Raw genomic sequence first — 23,385 nt, forward strand, 5'->3', positions numbered from 1 at the left:
CTAAAAATTAGCATATGAAATCTAAATTACTTTACTCTCTTTTTACGGTTACCATATTGGCATTGGCAAGTGGCTGCATAAGCAACAAAAACACACCAACGCCAACCAATTATCCAACCGGAACTTTCACCGGGCAATTTAGGCTGATACGCAATAATTTAACCACAGGTGTACATGATACATCATCAGCCAACATACAACTTGTGTTAAATGCAACTACCGGCTACTCGGTCACTGGCGATACTTCAACCTTACAGGCAGGAAGCCATGGTGCTTATGCCATTAATTCTAATTACATTGATTTTCAGGATGCTACTTATCCTAAAACAGGTACCCCAACAAAAACTCACTTAAACGGTATTTATCAATATTATTATGATGGTTCTTCCGTATTTCAAATGCTTACAGCAAGCCCACTGGATACGTTGGTATTGGAATATGATTTAAAGAAAACAAACTAAGTTTTACGGTTAACCGGGTTAATTAAGTTGACCAGTTGGTGAAGTTAAAATGGCAAAATAGTAATTATTCAACTATTTCCATTAATAAAACTTAATCAGCCTGATCAACTTTCTTATTTTAATCAACTTATTTTCAATCATCTGTAGCGATATTGTCCTTTATCCCGTAAAGGATATAAAAAACAAAAATTCAGGCAGAACTAAACACACTTAATGCATCAGTCCCGGGGCATAGCTGAAGAAGAAATTATCAGCAAATGCAAAACAGGTAGCCTAAAATATCAGGAAATGCTGTATAAGCATTTCTATGGCTACGCCATGGGCATTAGTTTGCGTTACAGCCTGAATCGTGATGATGCGTTAGAGGTTGTAAATGATGGTTTTATAAAAATATTCAATGCCATAAACCAATTCGACAGCAGCAAATCATTTAAGGCCTGGCTGCGAACCATTATGGTAAATACGGCAATTGACAGGAGACGTAAAGACCTCAAATTTCAGTTGAATATTGAACTGGATGAGGCAATGCCCCTAAGCCATGCAGCAAAGGCTATTGACGACCTTAATGTACAGGACATATTAAAATTAATGAAAGAACTGCCGGCCATACAATTAACCATTTTTAACTTATATGAGATTGATGGATATAATCACGACGAAATAGCCGGGCTATTATCCATCCCTCCCAGCTCATCAAGGGTTTATTTGAGCAGGGCCAAAGAACGATTAAGAAATATGCTAAAGGCAGAAGCACAAAATAATGGACGAACAACTGGATAACGAATTAAAAAAGCGCATACAGGAGGTGTTTGAAAACCTTGAAGACATCACTGCCGATGAAGGCTGGTTGCTGCTGCGTGAAAAATTTCCGGAGGATGAGTCAAAACGCCGTGGCCTTATCTGGTTTTGGCGGGGCTCGGCTGCTGCTGTTTTGTTGATTTTTCTAGGTATTGGCTTGTGGTATTTCGAGAAGAATGGTAATAACGCCACCACAAAAAATTATGCCCATCAACATGTAAAATTGAATAATACGCCAGCAAGCATTAATCCAAAAACAAAAAACGATTCTGTAAAATATTTAAAGCAAACAATAAAAGACAATCGGCAGCAAATTGCTGAAGTACAAAAAACAAAGGGCAACACCTCACAGCAAAACACTCAACCGGATAATACACAGTTTTCGGATACGCAAAGAGTAAAAAGCAATACGGTAAAACAATCACAGTCATCAGCAAAACAAGATGAATTGCAGGTTGCTGGTATCCAAAAAACAAAGAATAAAAAGGAAAATAGACATGGGCATTTAATTCCGGGGAGCCAGGTTAATGTAGCAGAAAACAGTTTAGCAGCTAATACATTAGTTGCATCCAAACCTGATAAGATTAGGGGAGGTAAAAATGCTCAGCATCGGGCTAACCAGCAACCAGGCTTAATAGACAAACCCATACAAGAAAGTTTGGCTGCTAATGAAGATGCTGATAGTATTGGAAAGCCTGCAAATAAAAGCTCGGCCCAACAATTTGCCGCTATTACAAAGGTAGATACTGCAACAGTGATTAAAACAACATCAAAGCCCCAACCAGCCAAAAAAACAATAGATGATATGTTTGCTGCCGATAAGCAAACAACAACAAAGAAAAACGATAAGAAAAACAGCGATAAACGGGTTCATTTTGGCGTATATGCTGCCACCTATTTCAGCTATGCAAAAGGCAGTGATCAGGAAGTAAATGTTGGTGCAGGTTTTTCGTCAGATATTAAGATCAGTAACAATCTTAAACTGGTTACCGGGGTAGCCATTGGTCAAAATACATTGAGTTATTCGGGAGCTTCCTCTATTAATACAGCTGCGCCACTTATGGCTGCGGCAGCTGAGGGTAGTAAATACTTCCTGGCAGCAACGCCATCAATAAAAAATTATAATGCCAGTCTGGTTGGATTAGATGTACCTATGAATTTGAAATACGAACTTAACCCGCAAAAAAGCGATACTTATATACTTGCAGGCCTAAGCTCGGGCACCTTTATCAATCAATCATATACTTATTATTATAATTATCCTACGGTAAATTCTGCCACTTTGCAACAAACCCAGGGTGCTACTACAACAAAAAACTTTGATGGCTTTTATTTTGCCAAAACACTCAACCTGGCCTTTGGGGTTGGCTATCCTTTAGGCAAAAACCGCATGGTTATTGAGCCATTTTTAAAATACCCGCTTGAAGGATTGGGGGCACAGCAAATTCGTTTTGGAGCAGGGGGCATAAACCTGAAATTTAATTTTTCAACCAAAAAATAAAATCTCAAACCCAATCAATTCATCATGAAAAAACTTTACCTAAGCCTACTCGCATTGTTTCTGGCATCGCAATTACATGCGCAAAAATTTGAATTATCTTTTCAGGCTAACTCCGGCTTATTTCATTATTCGGGTAACTCTGCATCGTCTACTTCTGTTATTATACAAAATGGCACAACACCTAAGCAAAATTACACCAATAATCCGTATGGAAATAAAAATGCATTCAGTTATGGAGCTGATGTACAGGCGCAATATGTAAGCAAAGGCGGCTTTATTACCGGAATACAAGCAGGCTATAATATTTTAAGAAGCAAAACAAATATAACCAGTGTTTTTCCTCTTGAATTTGAATTAGAAGAGTCTGTACTCAATCCCCTTTATTATGCCCCTTTCAATCCGTCACTGCCAGCTAAAGGCAGTACCATATTGCAGGATCAGTTTATAAACTTGAACCCTTACATAGGTTATCGCATAAAAACCAAAAAAATCAATATTGATTTAATGCCTGGAATAGATATTGGTTTCGGCATAAACTCATACGACAAAGGAAAAGCCACCACAACTGATGGTACAGTTTACGAAACCGATTATAAGGAAGTAAAACCGCTAACAGATGTACGCCTTAAATTTGGTGCAGCCGTTCTTTATAAAAAATGGGGTGTAACAGCAAGTTTTGCCCATGGACTAACCAATTATACCAAAAATCTGCTTAACGATTCGCCCATTGTTTATAAAGCCCAAAGCGAACTGTTACGTTTCGGTATAAGTTACAGGATATTTTAATTGAGGCTTTATTTAAACCTTATCGCCTTAACCGGGGTAATTTTGGTTACCAGCATTGATGGAAGTATCATCACCAGCAAACAAATAACAAGCGTGCCTGCATTAAGTAAGAGTAAGTCGCTCCAGTTAAATTGTATGGGTACAAAGTTCATATAATAAGATGCCTGGTCGAGCTTAAAAAAGCGGGTGCTGTATTGAAAATATCCAGCACCAAGGCCAAATAAATTACCCAGTATCATTCCAATACTAATAAGGTAAAAAGCATTATATAAGAATACCTGGCGTATGCTCCAATTAGTGGCGCCAAGTGCTTTTAACATACCAATCATGGTAGTGCGTTCCAATATCATAATTAACAAGGCAGATATCATATTGATAACGGCTACCATTATCATCAACACCAGTACTACTTTGGTATTACCATCCAGCAAACCCAGCCATGCAAATATGGTTGGGTAATTATCCACTACTGTATATGATTTTAGTTTTACGGGCAGTATATTGTTTATGGCATCACTGGCTTCATCCAGGCGATTAAAGTCGGCAATTTTAATTTCATACCCCCCTATTTCATCATCGTTCCAGCTGTTAAGCCGGGTTATTAATGATAAATCGCCAACAACATAGCTTTTATCTACATCCTCAATCCCAAAACTATAAATGCCCTTAATAGTAAATGGCCTTACCCTAAGTGGTTCCTGCACAAAATACATTAAAATTTTATCTCCCACTTTCAGGCGTAGGCGGTCGGCAATAATTTGTGAAATCAGTAACTGTTTTTTTGATTCGGTGGTATCCTTAAAATCAATAACATCACCGGCAACCATATTATTTTTAAAAAACGACCAATCGTAAGTTTTATCAACGCATTTCAGCACTATACCTTCAATTTCATTTTTTGATTTGATGATACCCGGCTTAGTGGCAAAAGGCATTACATTAGTGATCAAAGGATTACTTAAAGCCTTTTTTTCAAAAGTAGCATTTTGCTGAAAAGGTGAATTTTCGAATGAGTTATTAAGATCGAATTTCACCACCTGTAAATCGCCGGCAAAACCCCTTACTTTTTCTTTTATCTCGTGCTTAAATCCGCGCACTATGGCCAGCGATAATATCATTACCCCCAAACCCAGCATAATACCAATAATGGCTATACGCACAATTAATTTTGAAAATGTACGCTTAGTTTTAAATGTGATGCGGTTTGCTATGTAATAGGCGAAATTCAATGCACGTGTTTTTTTGTACCTTCGCAAATATGCGGTTTTGCCATCTAAAACTGATAGTTTTAAAATTGTTTAGCAGAAATTTTTATGATTAAACTGAAAATACTTTTCCAAACTGTTGTATTCGGTATATTGCTGGGAGCTACGGCAGCTGCCCAAACGCCATATAAAACACATCGTATTACTAAACAGATAAGGATTGTTCCGGGTGCCGATCAAACGGAGCTTTACCTTAGCTACCTGAAAGGCAAAAACATTGGGATGGTGATTAACCAAACTTCGGTTATTGGTAAAAACCTTACCCCTAGTGTTGATAGCCTGTTAAAGCTACATGTTTCGGTAAAAAAAATATTCGGCCCCGAACATGGTTTCAGGGGCGATGCCAGTAATGGTGCTGGAGTAAGTGATGATATAGATAAAAAAACAGGCCTGCCAGTAATCTCACTATACGGCAAGCACCTTAAGCCCACACCCGAAGATTTACAGGGAATTAACTTAATGATATTTGATATTCAGGATGTTGGCGCACGGTTTTACACTTATATGTCAACCCTGCAATATGTGATGGAAGCCTGCGCAGAAAACAACATTGAGCTGATGATACTGGACAGACCCAACCCCAACGGTTTTTATGTTGACGGGCCTGTATTAGATACTGCCTACCGTTCATTTGTTGGCCTCAACCCTATTCCAATTGTGCACGGTTTAACCATTGCCGAATACGCACAAATGCTTAACGGTGAAGGCTGGCTTAAAAACCATGTTCAGTGCAAATTAAAAATCATTAAGGTGGGTAATTATCTTCATGATATGAGTTATACACTGCCGGTAAATCCTTCGCCTAATTTAAATACAGATCAGTCAATTTTACTGTATCCTTCGGTTTGTTTGTTTGAAGGCACCACACTTAGTGTTGGTCGTGGTACCTTTTCCCCATTTGTACAGATAGGCCATCCTTCTCTGGCGGGCAAGTATACTTATTCATTTAAACCGGTAAGTATTCCCGGCATGAGTGAAGATCCACCGCAAAAAAATAAAGTTTGCTATGGCATTAATTTGAAGGATTACGATACAAAGAAAATTCATATTTCCGGCAAACTCAACTTATCCTGGTTAATAGAATTGTACAAAGCCTTCCCGGATAAAGAGCACTTTTTTACGCCATATTTCACCAAACTTACCGGTACCGAAGCGCTACGAAAACAAATAGAGGCTGGCAAAAGCGAGCAGGAAATACGGGCAAGCTGGGAACCCGCTTTAAGCAATTATAAAGCCATCCGCAAAAAATACCTATTGTACCTGTAGTTTAAAAACGGGGCAAATTGCCACACGATGGTAAATAATTATTGTTAATACACGTCAACCAGCATCAAGCCTTAAACAAACAGCAATAATTTAAGGTTTATTGCTAACTTTAGGAATTTAGAGTATTTCCGCTTATGAGAATTGTATTTATGGGCACCCCCCAGTTTGCAGTAACTTCGTTAGATGCCCTGATCACTGCCGGCTGCGATATTGTAGCAGTGGTAACCGCTCCGGACAAACCGGCGGGCAGGGGTCAAAAGTTAAACGAATCAGCAGTAAAACAATATGCATTATTAAACAACATTAAAGTACTTCAGCCCGAAAAATTAAAAAGCCCTGAGTTTTTAGATGAATTAAAATCACTACATGCCGATTTACAGGTTGTGGTAGCCTTCCGTATGCTGCCCGAAGTAGTATGGAACATGCCTCCAAAAGGAACCATCAATCTGCATGCATCTTTATTGCCACAATATCGCGGAGCTGCCCCAATAAATTGGGCGCTTATTAATGGCGAAAAAGAGAGCGGTGTAACAACCTTTTTTTTAAAACAGGAAATTGATACCGGCGATATATTATTTACCGAAAAAGTAACCCTTACAGGCCACGAAACAGCCGGCGAACTGCATGACCGCCTGATGAATAAAGGCGCAGGCTTATTAGTTAAAACCGTAAAAGGTGTGGAAAGCGGCAGGTTTAATGAGCACCCGCAATCGCAATTGTTGGAGGGCGTGGAATTAAAGCACGCCCCCAAAATATTTAAAGAAGATTGTTTGATAGACTGGAATAAATCTGCAGAAAGCATTTATAACAAAATACGTGGTTTAAGCCCTGTACCAACTGCCTATACCTATCTTAACGAAAAGATATTAAAAATATATCTGGCAGAATACGATGTAACCGAAACCGGCCAACAACCCGGAAGCTTTTTAACAGACGGCAAAACCTATTTAAAGTTTGCTGCTACAGATGGATTTGTAAGATTAACAGATGTGCAACTGGAAGGCAAAAAACAAATGGACATACAACAGTTTTTAAGAGGCGTAAAACTATAATCAGATTTCTTTTTACAATCCATTTACTGTTTTTAACATAGCTTTGTACCCATAAGTGCATCAGCATATTAAAATGTTTTAATAAGAATACTTTTTATTAACCCACAACTATCTTTGAAACAATTACTATAACACAAAAGGCTAAATGAAGATACTGCTAATTGAAGATGAGCCTAAGGTTGCTGCATTTATAAAAAAGGGATTAGAAGAGCAATTTCATAATGTTACAGCTGTTTATGATGGTAGTTTGGGTAGCAGGCTGGCATTAGAACAGGATTTTGAACTCATTATTCTGGATGTAATTCTTCCCCAGGTAAATGGATTTGAAGTTTGCAGGCAGATAAGGGAATTTAAAAAGGAAGTACCCATTTTAATGCTAAGTGCATTGGGCACCGTAAATGATAAAGTACAGGGACTTGAAAACGGTGCCGACGATTACTTAACCAAACCCTTTCATTTTGAAGAATTACTGGCCCGCATCAAAGCGCTTGATCGGCGCAGGTCAATGGTGCTGCCGGGTACTGTTTACCAGGTTGCCGACCTACAGATGGATTGTTTCAGAAAAACAGTTACACGCGGCGGTAACATGATAACACTAACCGTAAAGGAATTTACCCTGCTTGAGGTATTAATGTATAACAAAAACCGGGTATTATCAAGGGTATACATTGCCGAAGCCGTTTGGGGAATTAACTTTAACCGTGGAACCAATTTAATTGATGTTTATATCAATTACTTACGCACAAAAGTCGATAAGGGCTATTCCAAACAACTTATCCACACGGTTATAGGCATGGGATACATGATCAGGGACTAATATAAATTAAAAACAAATTAGTTGAAAGTTAAGGATAGGTTATCGCTTCAGTTCACCTTTATGTTTGCGGTGTTGCTGCTGGTAGTTTTAACGGGCATTTATTTATTTGTTGAGCACAACCGGGTTAAAACCTTTTTCGACAAACTGGATGACCGCGCGGTTACCGTTGGCCAGTTTTACCTGGCAGAAGACAACTTATCAAAAGAAAACTTCAAAAGTGTAATAAAGAAGTTCCCACAATCATTATCTGACGAAACCATCCGCATTTATGACGATCAATTCCACGCCAAGTTTATTCATGAGGGAACGCTTCGCTGGGATACCACTATTTTAAAAGGAGTTGTTTCGCAAAAGCTGGTTCATATAACTGAAGGCAATAGGCAAATAACAGGTATTTATTATGTAGATAACTCTGGCAATTATATCATCATGGTTTCGGCTATTGACCATAATGGCTATCACTACATCTATGATCTGGGACTGATTATGTTTTTCTTTTTCCTGGCATCATTATTTATAACCTATTTTATGGGCAGCGTTTTCTCACGCATTGCGTTAATACCTATTGTTAAAATAACCAGTAACCTTAAAAGGATCCGCTCAACGAGCCTCGATCTCCGCTTACCTATCGCCACCAAAAAGAAAGACGAAATTGACGTTCTTTCATTAACCATTAATAATCTGCTGGAACATTTGGAGCAATCATTTGAAAGCCAGAAATCGTTTATTGCCAATGCATCACACGAATTGCGCACACCCATAACCACCATACTGGGTGAGGCTGAAATTACCTTAATGCACGAGCGTACCAACGAAGATTATAAATCAACGCTCAGCAACATTATTAAAGAAACCGAACGGCTTAATTATATTATTAACAGTTTGATGGATTTAATGCAAACCAACGCTGCCAATTATGAATTTCAACCAATAAGGATGGATGAATTGATTTGGGAGATAAAAGATGAGTTGTCTGTTAAGGGTAATGAAAACAATATTAATATAAAATATAACCTGCCTTATGATCCGGCAAAATATAGTTTAATGGGTAACCGGCAACTGCTTTTCATCGGCATCAGTAATATCATCAAAAACGCACTCAAGTTTTCTGATAATAAGGAGATTTATTGTGAAATACACTGCGATATAAAAGGCATTCATGTAACTATAACTGATAATGGCATTGGAATAGAACCAAAAGACATCAGTAAAATATTCCAACCGTTTTTCCGTTCTACCAACGCTTTGTATTATCCGGGTTATGGAATCGGGCTCTCTTTAACCAATAATATTATACGCCTGCACAATGGCACAGTTGAAGTGGAATCTGAATTGAATAAGGGAACAACCTTTCATTTAATCTTCCCTAATTTGTGATTTATTGAAAATAATTGTATAATTGATTTCTTTCAGTGCAATTATCGCACCCCACATTAAAAAATTTTAATATATTTCTAATAACACTCTAACGACAGTTTTAGTTTGGCACGATTGTTTTTACCTATTTTTGGGACGATTTTAGAATGAGCTTATCCATGCATATTTCTATTATTTAATTTATAAAACATGCTTAACAAATTTTTCCGTAAAACATCTTCCGTACTATTAGTTTGTTGCATCACTGCATTATCAACCAAAGCCCAGGCTCCTGCCGATACATTAAAAATAACTATTAAACAAGCCGAAGACCGTTTCTTAAAAAACAACCTTCAGCTTATTGCACAACGGTACAATATTGATAACGCGAGTGCACAGATTATTACTGCCCGTTTATTTCAAAATCCTGATTTCAATTTCAATAATGGTATCTATGCCAGTGATGTTAGTCAGGGTCCGGCTTATAAAGAGCAATCATTTAGCGTTTCGCAGTTATTTTACACTGCAGGTAAGCGTAACAAAAATATTCAATTGGCAAAAATTGGTGTCGAACAGGCTAAGTTCCAGTTTTTTGATCTAATCAGGACATTAAAATATACGCTGCGTACTGATTTCTATTCCATTTATTACCAACAGCAATCGGCAAAGGTTTATGATGAAGAAATTAATTCTTTGGCAAAAACCCTGACTGTTTATAAAGAAGAATATGCAAAAGGTTATATCGCCCAAAAAGAAGTACTGCGTATACAAGCTCAGCTTTATTCTCTGCAAGCAGAGTACACCGGCCTTATTACCGGCATTGATACTATAGAGAGTGAATTTAAAATCCTGATCAAAGCACCAGTAGGCACTACTGTTGAACCCGTTGTTACAGACGATATTATTACCAAAAATACGGTAAACAGTGTACTCTATAAGCAATTGGTTGATTCGGCTTACTCAAACCGGTATGATTTGAGAAACGCCAAAATGGCTATCGACTATAATAACATGAATTTACAGCTTCAAAAAGCTACTGCAGTACCTGATGTTTCATTTTCCATTAATTATGATAGACTTGGTGGCTACGGTAATAACTTTTTAGGTGCAGGGGTTGAATTTAATTTACCCTTTTGGAACCACAACCAAGGTGGCATTAAACAAGCCCGCATAGCTATAGACCAAAGTAAGGTACAGTTTCAAAACCAGCAAAACCAGGTAGAAAGCGATGTTGCAACAGGTTATAAAAATGCGGTTCGTGTTGAAAAACTATATAACGGCTTTGATCCACAGTTTAAAACAGATTTCACCAAACTAATTCATGAGGTACTTATAAACTATCAGAAAAGAAACTTGGGCTTACTGGAGTTTCTGGACTACTATGATTCATATAAAACAAATGTTGTGCAGCTAAACAGCATATTACTTAACCGTATTACGGCGCTTGAGCAGCTTAACTATGTTACAGGTACACCATTTTTCAATCAGCAATAAAATATTACACATACTATTTCTATGAATATAAGGACAATAAAATACAGCTTATATACATTAACTGCTTGCTTTTTAATAGCTAATGTTATTTCCTGTAAATCGAACGAGACAAATGACGATGTAAGACAGCCCTACGTAATTCCTGATTCATTGATGCGTACGCTGATAGTGGATACGGTTAAAACGTCGGCCATTACAGATGAAATAAAATTCAATGGTGCGGTTGATTTTAATACCGACAAAGTAATTAACGTTTTCCCATTGGTGAGTGGTAATGTGAGTGGTATTACTGTAATGCCAGGTGATTATGTTAAAGCCGGACAGGTATTGGGCGTAGTAAAGAGCTCTGAAATTGCTAATTACAATGCCAGTTTGGTAAATGCAGAAGCAAACTTGAGGCTAACAGCCAAACAGCTCGATCAGCAAAAAGACTTGTACAAAAGTGGTTTGGCTTCGCAGGTTGATATTACTAATGCCGAAGCCAATTATGAGCAGGCTGTTGCTGCTAAAACAGCAGCTCAGAAAATATTGAGCATTAATGGTGATAACAAAAATGGTGAATACCTTATTAAAGCACCTATAGAAGGCTTCATTGTTCAAAAAAATGCAAATAATGGTATGTCTATCCGTACGGATAATAATACCGGCTTATTTACCATATCCGATCTGAAAGATGTTTGGGTACAGGCAAATGTGTATGAAGAAAACATATCAAAGGTACGTGAAGGCGAAGAAGCGGATGTAACTACCATTGCTTATCCTGACTTAGTTTTTAAAGGAACAGTTGATAAACTGATGAGCGTACTTGACCCCACCAGCAAAGTAATGAAAATGAGGGTTGTGTTAAAAAACCCCGGCTATCAATTAAAACCGCAGATGTTTACAACCGTAACGGTTTACAATAAGGAAAATACGCAGGCAATTTCCATATCAAACAAGGATCTGGTATTTGATAACAGCCAGTACTATGTAATTATTTTAACCGGCAAAAAAGATGTACAAATAAGGCCGGTAAGCATCATCAGCATAAATGGAAAAACAGCTTATATAAAAAGCGGCTTAAAACCAGGTGAAAGAGTTATAGGCTCAAATGCCCTGCTTATTTACGGTTCATTAAACAGTTAAGGTTAATTAAAAAATCAGCGAATAATAGCTTATGCAGGTTTATGGCATAATCCGAATGTTCGATAAATAAATAGATAATGATTAAGTTTTTAAGGGGTATTATTGGATTTTCATTAAAAAACAAATACCTTATTATATTTTTGGCTGCCTTACTGGTTGTTTCAGGGATAATAACCTTTATGCAAATGCCAATTGAGGCCTTTCCTGATGTTACTAATACAGAAATAGATATTATTACACAATGGCCTGGTCAAAGTGCCGAAGAGGTTGAAAAACTGGTAACTATCCCCATTGAAATAGCTTTAAACCCGGTTCAAAAAAAGGTAAGCCTGCGTTCAACCACCATATTCGGGTTGAGCTATGTTAAAGTAATATTTGACGATAATGTACAGGATCAGGAGGCACGCCAGCAGGTAATGTTCCTGCTGAATAATGCAACACTGCCAAACGGCATTGTACCGGCAGTACAACCTCCTACCGGCCCTACCGGCGAAATTTTCAGATACACCTTAAAAAGCACCTTTAGGGATGTAAGGGAATTAAAAACCATACAAGACTGGATAATTGACCGCCGCTTAAGAGCTATTCAGGGTATAGGCGATATCAACAGCTTTGGTGGTAAAACTAAAACTTACGAAATAACTGCCGATCCGGGCAAACTGGCAACACTGGGCATTACGCCGCTGGATGTATTTGCTGCTGTACAAAAAACCAACATCAACGTAGGCGGTGATATGATTGAGCAAAACAACCAGTCATTTGCTGTGCGGGGTTTGGGGCTAATTAAAAACATCAATCAAATAAAAAACATCGTTATCAGTACTAACAACGGCACACCTGTATTGGTAAAAGATGTTGCCACGGTATCTATTTCTAACGTTCCGCGCCTAGGCTGGGTAGGCCGCAGCGATGCCATATTTGATAAAGACGGCAAAAGAGAAGTAAAAGACGATGAAGATGCGGTTGAGGCGATAATTGTAATGCGTAAAGGTGAAAACCCCACCGAAGTAATTAATGCCCTTAAACAGGAGGTAAACAAATTAAATAATGACATCCTGCCTGCTGATACCAAAATAGTTCCATTTTACGATCGGTCAAACCTCATAGGTTTCGCTACACATACCGTTTTACATAACCTTATTGAGGGGATATTGCTGGTTACCTTCCTGGTATCGCTGTTTATGTTTAACTGGCGAACCACCCTTATCGTTTCCATTATTATTCCAATGGCGCTGCTGTTTGCCTTTATTTGTCTGCACTTAATGGGCATGTCGGCAAACCTACTCTCTTTGGGCGCGGTTGATTTCGGGATCATCATTGATGGCGCCGTAGTAATGGTTGAAGGCATGTTCGTTATCCTTGATCACAAGGCCCTACAGATGGGGATGGACCGGTTCAATAACCGGATCAAACTCGGCTGGATTAAAAATAATGGTGCAGTATTGGGTAAAGCTATATTTTTTGCCAAACTAATTATTATAACAGGCCTGTTACCTGTATTTGCCTTTCAAAAAGTTGAGGGCAAGTTATTCTCTCCATTAGCTTATACATTGGGTTTTGCATTATTGGGTGCGCTTATCACTACGTTAACGCTTGTACCAGTACTGATCAGCATGCTGCTGAGAAAGAATGTACACGAAAAACACAATCCTTTTGTGCACAGACTTACCGCTTTTATGCTATTTGGTTTTACCTCTGCATTTAAATATAAAAAAGTAGTAGTAACCACATCCCTTATTGTAATGGTTTTAGGGCTATTTGCCTTTAAATTTTTAGGAAGTGAGTTTTTGCCCGAGCTTGACGAAGGCTCCATATGGCTTCGCGTGCAGTTGCCTTATAGTGTATCATTAGATAAATCTGTAGAAACGTCCAAACAAGTTCGCAAAATATTAATGACTTTTCCTCAGGTACAATACGTAGTTTCTCAAACCGGGCGACCGGATGATGGTACAGACGTGGCCGGATTTTATAATAATGAGTTTAACGTACTGATGTATCCGGAAGATGATTGGAAGCCTAAGATCTCAAAGGAAGAGCTGATCAGCCAAATGAATGCTAAACTTTCTGTATTGCCAGGGGCCGATCTTAACTTTTCGCAGCCTATTAGTGATAATGTTGAGGAAGCGGTTTCGGGTGTAAAAGGCTCTATAGTAGTAAAAGTTTATGGTGATTCGCTTAACTATATGGAAGACAAAACCAATGAGGTGTATAACATATTGAAAGGAGTAAGAGGCATCACAGATTTAGGTGTGCTAAAAAGTATTGGTTTACCTGAGCTTGATATTAACCTCGATCAGCAGAAAATGGCTCAATACGGAGTAACTACTGCCGATGCCAACTCTGTAATTGCTATGGCTATTGGAGGCCAATCTGCTTCTACCCTGTACGAAGGTGTAAGAACCTTTGATATCAGGGTCCGCTTCCCTGAGGCTTTCAGAAAAACACCTGACGATATCGGCAACCTGTTGGTGCCAACTCAAAGCGGGGCAAAAGTTCCGGTTAAGGAAATAGCCTCCATTACTCAAAAAACAGGGCCCTGCTTAATTTTCAGGGATGAAAACGAGCGCTTTGCCACGCTTAAATTCTCTGTTCGCGGCAGGGATATGGGTAGTACCATTGCCGAAGCACAGCAAAAAGTAAATGCCAAAGTTAAACTGAAACGTGGTTACCATATGGCCTGGCAAGGTGATTTTGAAAACCAGAAACGTGCCGAAAAACGCTTGATGCAGGTGGTACCGGTAAGTTTAGCATTAATATTTGCATTGCTGTTCATTATGTTTGGCAATTTCAAAGATGCAGCCCTGGTATTCCTTAACGTACCTTTCGCCATAGTGGGTGGTATTGCGGCTTTACTTATTACCGGAACCAATTTCAGTATATCGGCAGGTATAGGCTTTATTGCACTGTTTGGTATTTGTATACAGGATGGTGTACTGCTTATCACTGTATTTAAACACAACCTGGATACGATTAAGGGCGAACGCCTTACGCTATATACAGCAATTAAACTTGGTGTAAATTCAAGAATAAGACCGGTAATGATGACGGCCCTGATGGCTGCTATTGGCTTATGCCCGGCAGCATTATCGCACGGAATAGGCTCAGAAAGTTCAAGACCATTGGCACGTGTAGTAATTGGAGGTATCCTTTGCGCTATGCTCTTTAGTCTTTGGGTATTCCCGCTCATTTTTGGATGGGCCTACCGTAAAAGCGACGAAACCACCAGGTAAAAAATACTTAATACCCCTAAGTGCTTATTAAGGTTGTTGAAGGCGGTGCAGCATTGCTGTACCTGCCTGATACAACTGTTTAAACTATTGCAAACAAATCATTTCCCAATCCGTCATATAAATATTCCTAATTTTACAGGGATTATAAACTTATGAGCGAGAAAATAAAAGTTGCTGTATTAGACGACTATCAAGGTGTGGCATTTACTATGGCCGATTGGTCGGCATTAAAAACACAGGTTGAAATAACTGTTTTCAATAACCATTTGACTGATGATGCAGCAGTTATTGAACGCTTACTCCCCTACCAGGTGATTTGCGCCATGAGGGAACGCACACCACTAAACAGGCAACGTTTGGAAAGATTACCCAACCTGAAACTTATTGTATCAACTGGCAAACGCAATGCCTCCATTGATATGAAAGCAGCCGAAGAATTAGGTATTGAAATAAAACCAACCGGCTATATTGGCACAGGCGCCCCCGAAATAACCTGGGCATTGCTGATGGCAATAGCACGTAACATTCCGGCTGAAAACAACAATTTAATTTCAGGCAACTGGCAAACTACTATAGGCACCGATCTGGTTGGTAAAATAATAGGCATAATAGGTTTGGGTAATATTGGAAGCAAGATAGCCTCCTATGCAAAAGCTTTTGACATGAATGTGATTGCCTGGAGCCAAAATCTTACCGAAGAAAAAGCGGCAGAAGCAGGTGCAAAGTTGGTGAGTAAAGAAACGTTATTAAAAGAAGCTGATTTTGTAACTATTCATCTGGTTTTAAGCGACAGATCAAGAGGTATCCTTCAAAAAAAAGATCTGGAACTCATGAAACCTACAGCCTATTTCATCAATACCTCCAGGGGACCACTAGTTAATGAAAAAGCATTAATAGAAGTACTCCAGGAAAAAAAGATTGCAGGCGCAGCATTAGATGTATTTGATACAGAACCACTACCCAAGGAACATATTTTCAGAAAACTAAAAAATGTGCTGGCAACGCCTCACATTGGCTATGTTACTGAAAATACGTACAGGCTGTTTTATGAAGATACCGTAAAGGCTATTGAAGAATGGCTGAACCAGCGGAATTAAACTTCAGTTAAAGTATGTTGATTAGAAAATACTTGTGAGTAAGTATTTCTCGAGCAGGTAAATAAACTCATCAACTGATGAGATACCACTGGAATTGGTACGGCCTTTATTCCGGAAAGTGTATAATATTTTTCCATTACTCAGGCATTCAATGTGAATTTCCATATTATCTATCTGCCACAATAAATAAAGGCTATCTGCAGGTGTGAACTCAAATCTGCCGGTTCTTTGCAGATTAATATCTTCGATATAGTTCAGCAGTTTTTCTGCATTGGCAATAGTAATATAGTTAAGGATAATATCCTCATTATCTGCATTCTTTAACACAGCTTCAATCTCGGGGTGCATACTACCAACAATTTATATTCCATTATACGAATGCTATTCTTTGTTGGTTTCAATAATTATTATTTGATTAAGCATCAAAATAACCTTTCCTGCCAGGGAAATTGCTTTTAAACTCAATGGCAATTAGGGGGCACCTACGGAGCCACTAGTTATATTCATTTATGCTATAAACAGGTGACTCCGCCGGAGTCTTTGATTGAAACCCCAACAGTTCCAGCGGAACTACCTGTTTATAGGATATAAGATGATGTTTTAACGGCTCCATCGGAGCCTCCTGTTTTTAAAAGCGATTGCTGCCTTTGCTGCACGTTTCTTATCGACATATAAATTTTATAGATTTTGTGCTTTTTGATGAATTAAAAATTTCAAAATTTTATACCTTTACGCCCGGCTGTTAAACAGTCTGTTTAGCTTAAAACGTTATGAAGAAAATTAGTGTAGCTCTTTTTATTGCCGGAATAATCATCACCATCGGTTTAGTTATCTATTACAGAGGCCAGGTTAATCCTGTTGATTCTGATTCAATGACCATTGACCGCAGCGGTAACCAGGTTTCTGAATGGCCTGTGTTCATCGGTATTATCTTTACTTTTGTTGGCGCCGTATTTTACTATGTGAGCCACACTGAAAAGAAATCTTAATATAAATCTTATATTGATTTTTTAAGTATATGTACGATAGCTTAGCTATACGTACTATTATAGATATTGGTATGCTTCGTTATGTGGCATACCTTTTTTATTTTAATACACCGGGTTGGCTTTAATCTCCAGCTTCTCAAACCTTAATACTTCAATACTGGGAAAATCAAAATCCTGCACTACTTTACCTTCTATCAGGTAACAGCCTTTACCCCTAAAGGGATAATTGGGCGTAGTATTAGGGAAGTGAGTAGTATCAAAAAAATCGCCTTCGGCATCCAGAAAAGTGCCAAACCACATTAGGGTATCTTTTTTGGTATGCACCGTTTTTTCACATATATAATTCCCTATCATTCGCACTGTTTTTCCGATATTGTTTATCATATCCTTAGCCATAAAATCACCCCTGTAGTCCGTTTTAAGCATATCAAACATGGTAAGCGACAATGGGAACCCTAAAAGCTCCAATTCGTGATAAGCATTTTCCAAATTAGTATTAACCAATTCGGGCAGGCTATACTTTTTGGCAGGGATGTTAAACAATTCATTTCCTGGCTTGGATGGAGGTTTGTTGCCCAGATAATTATGTACCTCCCAAAGCAATTCTTTTTTACTGTTGCCGGTAAAACGCAATGCCCCTACCCTTATCAGTATGATGCATTGCTCAAGAGTGATGCCTGTCCGCTTTATAAAATCTTCCAGGTTAATAAACGTACCATTCAACTTACGTTCTTCGGGGATGCTTTCATGATACCTGTTTTCGAACCCGGATATGCCTATCAAACCCAAGAAAGCATCGGTTCCTTTTATGTTCACTTTTGATTCACTGTGGTTTACACAGGGTAAATGCACTGTGGCACCTGCTTTTTGCAGCTCGTGTACATATAGCCAGCGTGAGTAGAAGCCCCCATAATTATTCAATACAGCTACCATAAACTCCCTGGGATAATACGTTTTCAGGAAAAGGCTCTGGTAGCTCTCTACCGCAAAACTGGCCGAATGTGCTTTTGAAAAACTATATCCCGCAAAGCTGGATACCTGCCGCCATACCTCGGCAGTAATATCATCAGGTCTGCCCAGTGCTTTGGCTCCGGCAAAAAACTTATCCACCAATTTATCAAACTCCACCCGCGAACGATATTTACCACTCATGCCCCGGCGTAAAATATCTGCATCCGAGCCATCCATACCGGCATAGTGGATACATATTTTTATTACATCTTCCTGGTACACCATTACGCCGTAGGTTTCTCTCAGCTGCTCTTCCATCACCGGGTGCAGGTAAACCACTTTAGCCGGTGCATGAAAATTACGGATATAAGCCTGCATCATGCCTGATTGTGCCACACCCGGCCTAATGATAGAGCTGGCAGCAACAAGAGTGAGATAATTGCCACAACGCAGCTTGCTGAGCAACTGCCGCATAGCCGGCGATTCGATATAAAAACAACCTATACTATTGCTCGTTTTTAGGCGGGTATTAATCACTGCATCTTCTTTAAATTGCTTTACTGCATGTATATCTACCTTTTTATCCTGGTTATCGGCAATTAATTGCGCAGCTTCCTTAATATGCCCTATCCCCCGCTGACTCAGGATATCAAATTTCTCAAAACCAATAGCTTCGGCCTCGTACATATCCCATTGTACGGTGGGCATACCCTTGGGCGGCATATCAAGGGCCGTAAAATAGGTTATCGGCTCTTCTGATATCAACACCCCACCGGCGTGGATGGAGCGCTGATTGGGCATATTCTGCATGTACCCATAAATGGCCTGTATTTTTTTATAAGCCGGGTTATTATCGTGACTATAGCTATTCGTTTTGTCTGTAAAACTATCAATCTCTGCCTGCGGCAGTCCCATTACCTTACCTATTTCACGAATTACAGATCTATCTTTAAATGTGCTCATAGTACCCAGTAAAGCAGTATGCTGCGGGGTATATTTATCAAAAATATATTGCTGTACCGCTTCCCGCTGATCCCAGCTATAGTCTATATCAAAATCGGGCGGCGAGGTTCTGGATTTGTTTAAAAACCGTTCAAAATACAAATCGAGTTCCAGGGGGTCTACATCCGTAATGCGCAGGCAATAAGCCACTGTGCTATTAGCACCCGAACCGCGGCCCACATGATAATATCCCTTATCCATAAAATGCATAATGATATCATGCGTAATCAGAAAATAAGGAGCAAAACCCTGATCGCGGATAACCTGCAGTTCATTATCAATTTTCTTTTTTGCTTTGGCATTATTATTCCCAAAGCGGTACAACATTCCCTGCATAGTGAGCTCATAAAGTCGTTCATAATCACCTTGTATGCTTCCGGTAAATGTTTTTTTGTTTCTTGATTTTTCTTCCGGTACTTTGATAGAACAATCGGTCATCAACTTTTCTGTATTGCTGATGATAAAGGGATACATGGAAAAAAATTCGCGCAGTTCATCAACCGGTAAAAACATTTCACCGGGTTTGCATTTATTATGCTCTCCTACTTTAGTTAATAGTGTATTCAGATCAATAGCACACAGGTATTCATGCAGGCGATATTCTATTTTATTAGCAACAGTTACCGGGTTCAGGGCAATCAGTTTATCTTTTATACCGGCAAGGGGTTTGCCGAAAATGTTATTCAACTGTTCGTGCCTGATGCCGATGTATTCATTTTCCTTTAAATGAACATTCGTATCGCCACAAAAAGGATAAACAACATAAACGTTTTGAAAATCCCATGGCTTATTAGGCAGGGGCTTGTTATTAATATTATGAAACGTTAAAAAATCATTCAACTCTTTAAAACCTTCCCGGTTACGAGCAATACCGATGTATAAGAGTTGTTTATCCCGGTGAAATGCCATCCCGGCAATGGGTTTAATACCGCATTGATTGGCCTGGCGCACAAACTCCATCATTCCTGATGAATTATTAATATCTGTAAGCGCCAATTGCTCCACACCATTAGCTTTGGCATGTTTCAACAGGGTTTTAATATCCATGGTTCCATACCGCAAACTAAACTGCGAGTGCGTGTTAAGATACATCGGGCCTGCTTTTAGGATTAGGTTTTAACGATGAGGCAATTACAATAGCCTTTTTGCCAAACCGGTTACGTATTTTATCCATTGACTGGTATAAGCTGTATTGTTCGTTACTGGTACTATAAAGATCTATCTGCTCAAAACCACCTACCAAATGCGACAAGCGGATACCCACCAAACGCAACAACATACGGCGGTCATAAGCTTTATCAAACAATTCCTTGGCTTTCTCTATCAGTGTAAAATCTAACGAAGTATAGGCAATACGGGCCTGCCTAGTAACAGTTTCAAAATTAGCGTAGCGGATGGTAACAGTTATGCATGCCGTAAGCTTATGCTGTTTACGCAGTTCATAGGCCAGTTCGGTTATCATGGTTGCAATCAGCTGTCGTATCCGTTCTACATCCATACTTTCGGTTGTAAAATCGCGCTGATCGCTTATTGATTTATTTTCGCGGTAGGGAATTACCGGTGTGTTATCAATACCGTTTGCCTTTTGCCATAAGGTAATACCATTTTGCCCCATTATTCTGAACATCATTTCGGCAGGTATTTGTATCAGCGTATAAATCTGCCTCACGCCCATCTCGCTAAGTTTAATGTAGGTAGTATCACCCACGCCAGGTATTTTTTTGATGGATAAAGGATTAAGAAATTGCTGTACTCCAGGCAATTCAATATACCCCTCACCATTGGGCTTATGTTCATTGGCCACAATTTTACTCACCGTTTTATTTACCGATAAGCCAAAAGTTAAAGGTAATCCTGTTTCATCAATTACCTTGGTACGCAATTCGTGGGCAAATTTGAGCGTACCAATATATTTGTCCATTCCGGTCATGTCCACATAATGCTCATCAATGGCCGCCTTTTCCATTACCGGCACTCTTTCCCTTATTACTTCAGTAACCATGTGCGAGTATTTGCTATACTCATCGGCATTACCTTTTACAATATGCAGCTGCGGGCAAAGCTGTTTGGCCATTCGGGTTGGCATACCGCCATAAACACCTAACCTACGGGCCTCGTAGCTTACAGAAGTAAGAATGCCCCGGTCGGCATTGCCGCCAATAGCCACGGGCCTGTTTTTTAATCGGTTGTCTTTCAAAACCTCAACAGCCACAAAAAAACAATCCATATCAAGGTTTATGATCTGCCTTTGCATATCATTAATTAAAACAAGGTATAAAAAAACGTTTCAGCATAAATTCACAGCAAATATAATACTAAAAATATTAGCAATTGCAAAATATTGAATTTGCATTTACTACATTATCATATACCAATAATCGTCCACAGGGGCTTGTTTTTCCATTATATGTCATTTTTTTGTTGCAATGAAACCAAGTGCTGCGGTTAGGGTTTAGTTGGTGATGATTAGCAAAAACGACATTTTCGGCTACAAGCCGGATAAAAAATATAGTACCCCGGTGGCTTACTTCTCTATGGAGTTTGCGATAGACCAATCCCTTAAAATTTATAGCGGCGGCTTAGGCTTTCTGGCAGGCTCACACCTGCGCAGTGCTTATGAACTCAAGCAAAATCTGGTGGGCATAGGTATGCTGTGGAAGTATGGTTATTATGATCAGCTTCGCGATGGCAATGCCTTAATGAAGCCTGAATTTATTGAAAAAAATTATTTTTTTTTAGTAGATACGGGTATTGTTTTTACCGTACCGGTACATGATGCCCCGGTACACGTAAAAGCCTTTTTGCTAAAACCGGAAACATTTGGTTCGGCACCTTTATTTTTATTAAGTACAGATATTGAGGAGAATGACGAACTCTCGCGCAGCATTACCCATAAGTTGTATGATTTGAATGAAGCAACCCGTATTGCACAAAGCCTGGTATTAGGCGTTGGCGGTGCCATGCTGCTGGAAATACTACAGATGGAGCCGAAGGTTTATCATATGAATGAAGGGCATTCGCTGCCATTGAATTTTTACCTGTACGCCAAATACAAAAATCTTGATGAAGTAAAAAAACGCGTGGTGTTTACCACCCATACCCCTGAAATGGCAGGAAATGAATCGCATGGTTATGGTTTGTTAAAGGAGATGTCGTTTTTTTATCATTTGCAGGAGCATGAGGTAAAAAGCCTGCTGGGTATGGATGGCGATAGTTTTAATTATACGCTTGCTGCACTTAAGTTTGCTGGCAAGGCCAATGGCGTATCCAAAATTCATGGGGAGGTGGCCCGCAAAATGTGGGGAAGCAACCCGGGCATCTGTGAGATCACCTCTGTCACCAATGCCCAGAATAAAACTTACTGGAAGGACGATTTACTGGAGGACGCTTTCAGCAAAAACAATGACGAGGCCATTATCCGCAGAAAAAAAGAAATGAAAAGGCAGCTGTTTAAAGTGGTGGCCGATCAATGCGGAAAACTATTTGATGAAAACATATTGACCATAGTATGGGCCCGCCGGTTTGCCGGTTATAAACGTGCCGACCTGGTAATGCAGAATTGGGATCGGTTTATTAAGCTCATCAATAATACACAGTTGCCCGTACAGATTATTTGGGCCGGGAAACCTTACCCGGAGGATTATGGCGCCATTGAACTTTTTAACCAGATTATGAACCGGGTAAAACCATTAGCTAATTGCGCAGTGCTTACCGGTTATGAACTGGCACTATCGGCCCTGCTAAAAAAGGGAAGTGATGTTTGGCTCAACAACCCCAGGATGTATCGTGAAGCATCAGGTACCAGCGGTATGACAGCAGCTATGAATGGTTCTGTAAATGTATCCCTGCCCGATGGTTGGGTTCCTGAGTTTGCGAAAGACAAGGAAAACAGTTTTATCATTACCCCTGCACCTGATGAATTACCTGTAGAAGAAAAAGACAAACAGGAGGCCAGCACTTTGATGGATATTTTAGAAAATACGGTTATCCCTATGTACTACAACAATCAAAACAATTGGTTAAAAATCATGAAACAGGCATCGAAAGAAATTGTGCCTCAATTTGACGCGGGCAGGCTTGCGGATGAATATTACAAAATAATGTATAATGTATTATAAATTGTAAAAATAGTACCAAATACCAATCAAGTTCGTTAAATTTATACAACAAAACACTGCCTCCCCCCTAATTGATA

18 protein-coding genes are annotated in these 23,385 nt (G+C 39.2%); 14 read left to right on the plus strand and 4 right to left on the minus strand.

Going from position 1 to position 23,385, the window contains the following annotated elements; genetic code table 11:
- Nucleotides 1-14 precede the first annotated feature (14 nt).
- The 4 genes from JN11_RS20635 to JN11_RS20650 all read left to right on the plus strand — a co-directional run bounded on the left by JN11_RS20635 (nt 15) and on the right by JN11_RS20650 (nt 3,546).
- On the plus strand, nt 15-461 hold the full coding sequence (locus JN11_RS20635) for a hypothetical protein (protein WP_144915679.1): 447 nt from the start codon (nt 15-17) through the stop codon (nt 459-461).
- Nucleotides 462-674: 213 nt separating this feature from the next.
- A complete protein-coding gene (locus tag JN11_RS20640; protein WP_144915681.1) occupies nt 675-1,241 on the plus strand; it encodes an RNA polymerase sigma factor in 567 nt (188 codons plus the stop codon).
- On the plus strand, nt 1,222-2,760 hold the full coding sequence (locus JN11_RS20645) for a hypothetical protein (RefSeq protein ID WP_144915684.1): 1,539 nt from the start codon (nt 1,222-1,224) through the stop codon (nt 2,758-2,760). Before JN11_RS20640 ends, JN11_RS20645 begins: the two co-directional genes overlap by 20 nt.
- A gap of 24 nt (nt 2,761-2,784) precedes the next feature.
- Nucleotides 2,785-3,546, plus strand: a complete 762-nt coding sequence (locus JN11_RS20650; protein ID WP_144915686.1) for an outer membrane beta-barrel protein — start codon at nt 2,785-2,787, stop codon at nt 3,544-3,546.
- Between the two features lie 8 nt (nt 3,547-3,554).
- On the opposite strand, the gene JN11_RS20655 is transcribed toward JN11_RS20650, so the two are convergent.
- Nucleotides 3,555-4,802 (minus strand): ABC transporter permease, encoded by a 1,248-nt coding sequence (locus tag JN11_RS20655; protein ID WP_262713299.1) that lies wholly within the window; start codon nt 4,800-4,802, stop codon nt 3,555-3,557.
- 57 nt (nt 4,803-4,859) lie between these two features.
- On the opposite strand from JN11_RS20655, the gene JN11_RS20660 reads away from it, so the two are divergent.
- The 8 genes from JN11_RS20660 (at nt 4,860) to JN11_RS20695 (ending at nt 16,248) form a co-directional block, all read left to right on the plus strand.
- The gene (locus tag JN11_RS20660) at nt 4,860-6,077 is read left to right on the plus strand and encodes an exo-beta-N-acetylmuramidase NamZ family protein (protein ID WP_144915690.1); all 1,218 of its coding nucleotides are present in this window, start codon (nt 4,860-4,862) and stop codon (nt 6,075-6,077) included.
- Between the two features lie 134 nt (nt 6,078-6,211).
- Complete coding sequence (gene fmt, locus JN11_RS20665; protein WP_211360868.1) at nt 6,212-7,129, plus strand: methionyl-tRNA formyltransferase; 918 nt, start codon at nt 6,212-6,214, stop codon at nt 7,127-7,129.
- A 145-nt stretch (nt 7,130-7,274) separates the two neighbouring features.
- Nucleotides 7,275-7,946, plus strand: a complete 672-nt coding sequence (locus JN11_RS20670; RefSeq protein ID WP_144915692.1) for a response regulator transcription factor — start codon at nt 7,275-7,277, stop codon at nt 7,944-7,946.
- 21 nt (nt 7,947-7,967) lie between these two features.
- A complete protein-coding gene (locus tag JN11_RS20675) occupies nt 7,968-9,323 on the plus strand; it encodes a sensor histidine kinase (RefSeq protein ID WP_144915695.1) in 1,356 nt (451 codons plus the stop codon).
- Nucleotides 9,324-9,512: 189 nt separating this feature from the next.
- Nucleotides 9,513-10,796 carry a TolC family protein gene (locus tag JN11_RS20680; protein ID WP_144915697.1) on the plus strand — a complete coding sequence of 428 codons (1,284 nt, stop codon included), beginning with the start codon at nt 9,513-9,515 and terminating at the stop codon, nt 10,794-10,796.
- A gap of 21 nt (nt 10,797-10,817) precedes the next feature.
- Nucleotides 10,818-11,921: an efflux RND transporter periplasmic adaptor subunit gene (locus tag JN11_RS20685; protein WP_144915699.1), complete on the plus strand. Its 1,104-nt coding sequence runs from the start codon at nt 10,818-10,820 to the stop codon at nt 11,919-11,921.
- A gap of 77 nt (nt 11,922-11,998) precedes the next feature.
- Nucleotides 11,999-15,151 carry an efflux RND transporter permease subunit gene (locus JN11_RS20690; RefSeq protein WP_144915702.1) on the plus strand — a complete coding sequence of 1,051 codons (3,153 nt, stop codon included), beginning with the start codon at nt 11,999-12,001 and terminating at the stop codon, nt 15,149-15,151.
- A 152-nt stretch (nt 15,152-15,303) separates the two neighbouring features.
- On the plus strand, nt 15,304-16,248 hold the full coding sequence (locus JN11_RS20695; RefSeq protein ID WP_144915705.1) for a D-2-hydroxyacid dehydrogenase family protein: 945 nt from the start codon (nt 15,304-15,306) through the stop codon (nt 16,246-16,248).
- Between the two features lie 21 nt (nt 16,249-16,269).
- Here JN11_RS20695 and JN11_RS20700 read toward each other — a convergent pair whose 3' ends face one another.
- Nucleotides 16,270-16,596, minus strand: a complete 327-nt coding sequence (locus tag JN11_RS20700) for a hypothetical protein (protein WP_144915706.1) — start codon at nt 16,594-16,596, stop codon at nt 16,270-16,272.
- Nucleotides 16,597-17,018: 422 nt separating this feature from the next.
- On the opposite strand from JN11_RS20700, the gene JN11_RS20705 reads away from it, so the two are divergent.
- On the plus strand, nt 17,019-17,237 hold the full coding sequence (locus JN11_RS20705; protein WP_144915708.1) for a hypothetical protein: 219 nt from the start codon (nt 17,019-17,021) through the stop codon (nt 17,235-17,237).
- A 102-nt stretch (nt 17,238-17,339) separates the two neighbouring features.
- Here JN11_RS20705 and JN11_RS20710 read toward each other — a convergent pair whose 3' ends face one another.
- On the minus strand, nt 17,340-20,282 hold the full coding sequence (locus JN11_RS20710) for a helix-hairpin-helix domain-containing protein (RefSeq protein ID WP_144915710.1): 2,943 nt from the start codon (nt 20,280-20,282) through the stop codon (nt 17,340-17,342).
- Nucleotides 20,272-21,444: a DNA polymerase IV gene (dinB, locus tag JN11_RS20715; protein WP_144915712.1), complete on the minus strand. Its 1,173-nt coding sequence runs from the start codon at nt 21,442-21,444 to the stop codon at nt 20,272-20,274. The genes JN11_RS20710 and dinB overlap by 11 nt, the downstream gene beginning before the upstream one ends.
- A gap of 208 nt (nt 21,445-21,652) precedes the next feature.
- On the opposite strand from dinB, the gene glgP reads away from it, so the two are divergent.
- Complete coding sequence (gene glgP / locus JN11_RS20720) at nt 21,653-23,308, plus strand: alpha-glucan family phosphorylase (RefSeq protein WP_144915715.1); 1,656 nt, start codon at nt 21,653-21,655, stop codon at nt 23,306-23,308.
- The last annotated feature ends 77 nt before the right edge of the window (nt 23,309-23,385 follow it).

The organism is Mucilaginibacter frigoritolerans, from assembly GCF_007830615.1.
Classification (GTDB): Bacteria; Bacteroidota; Bacteroidia; order Sphingobacteriales; family Sphingobacteriaceae; genus Mucilaginibacter; species Mucilaginibacter frigoritolerans.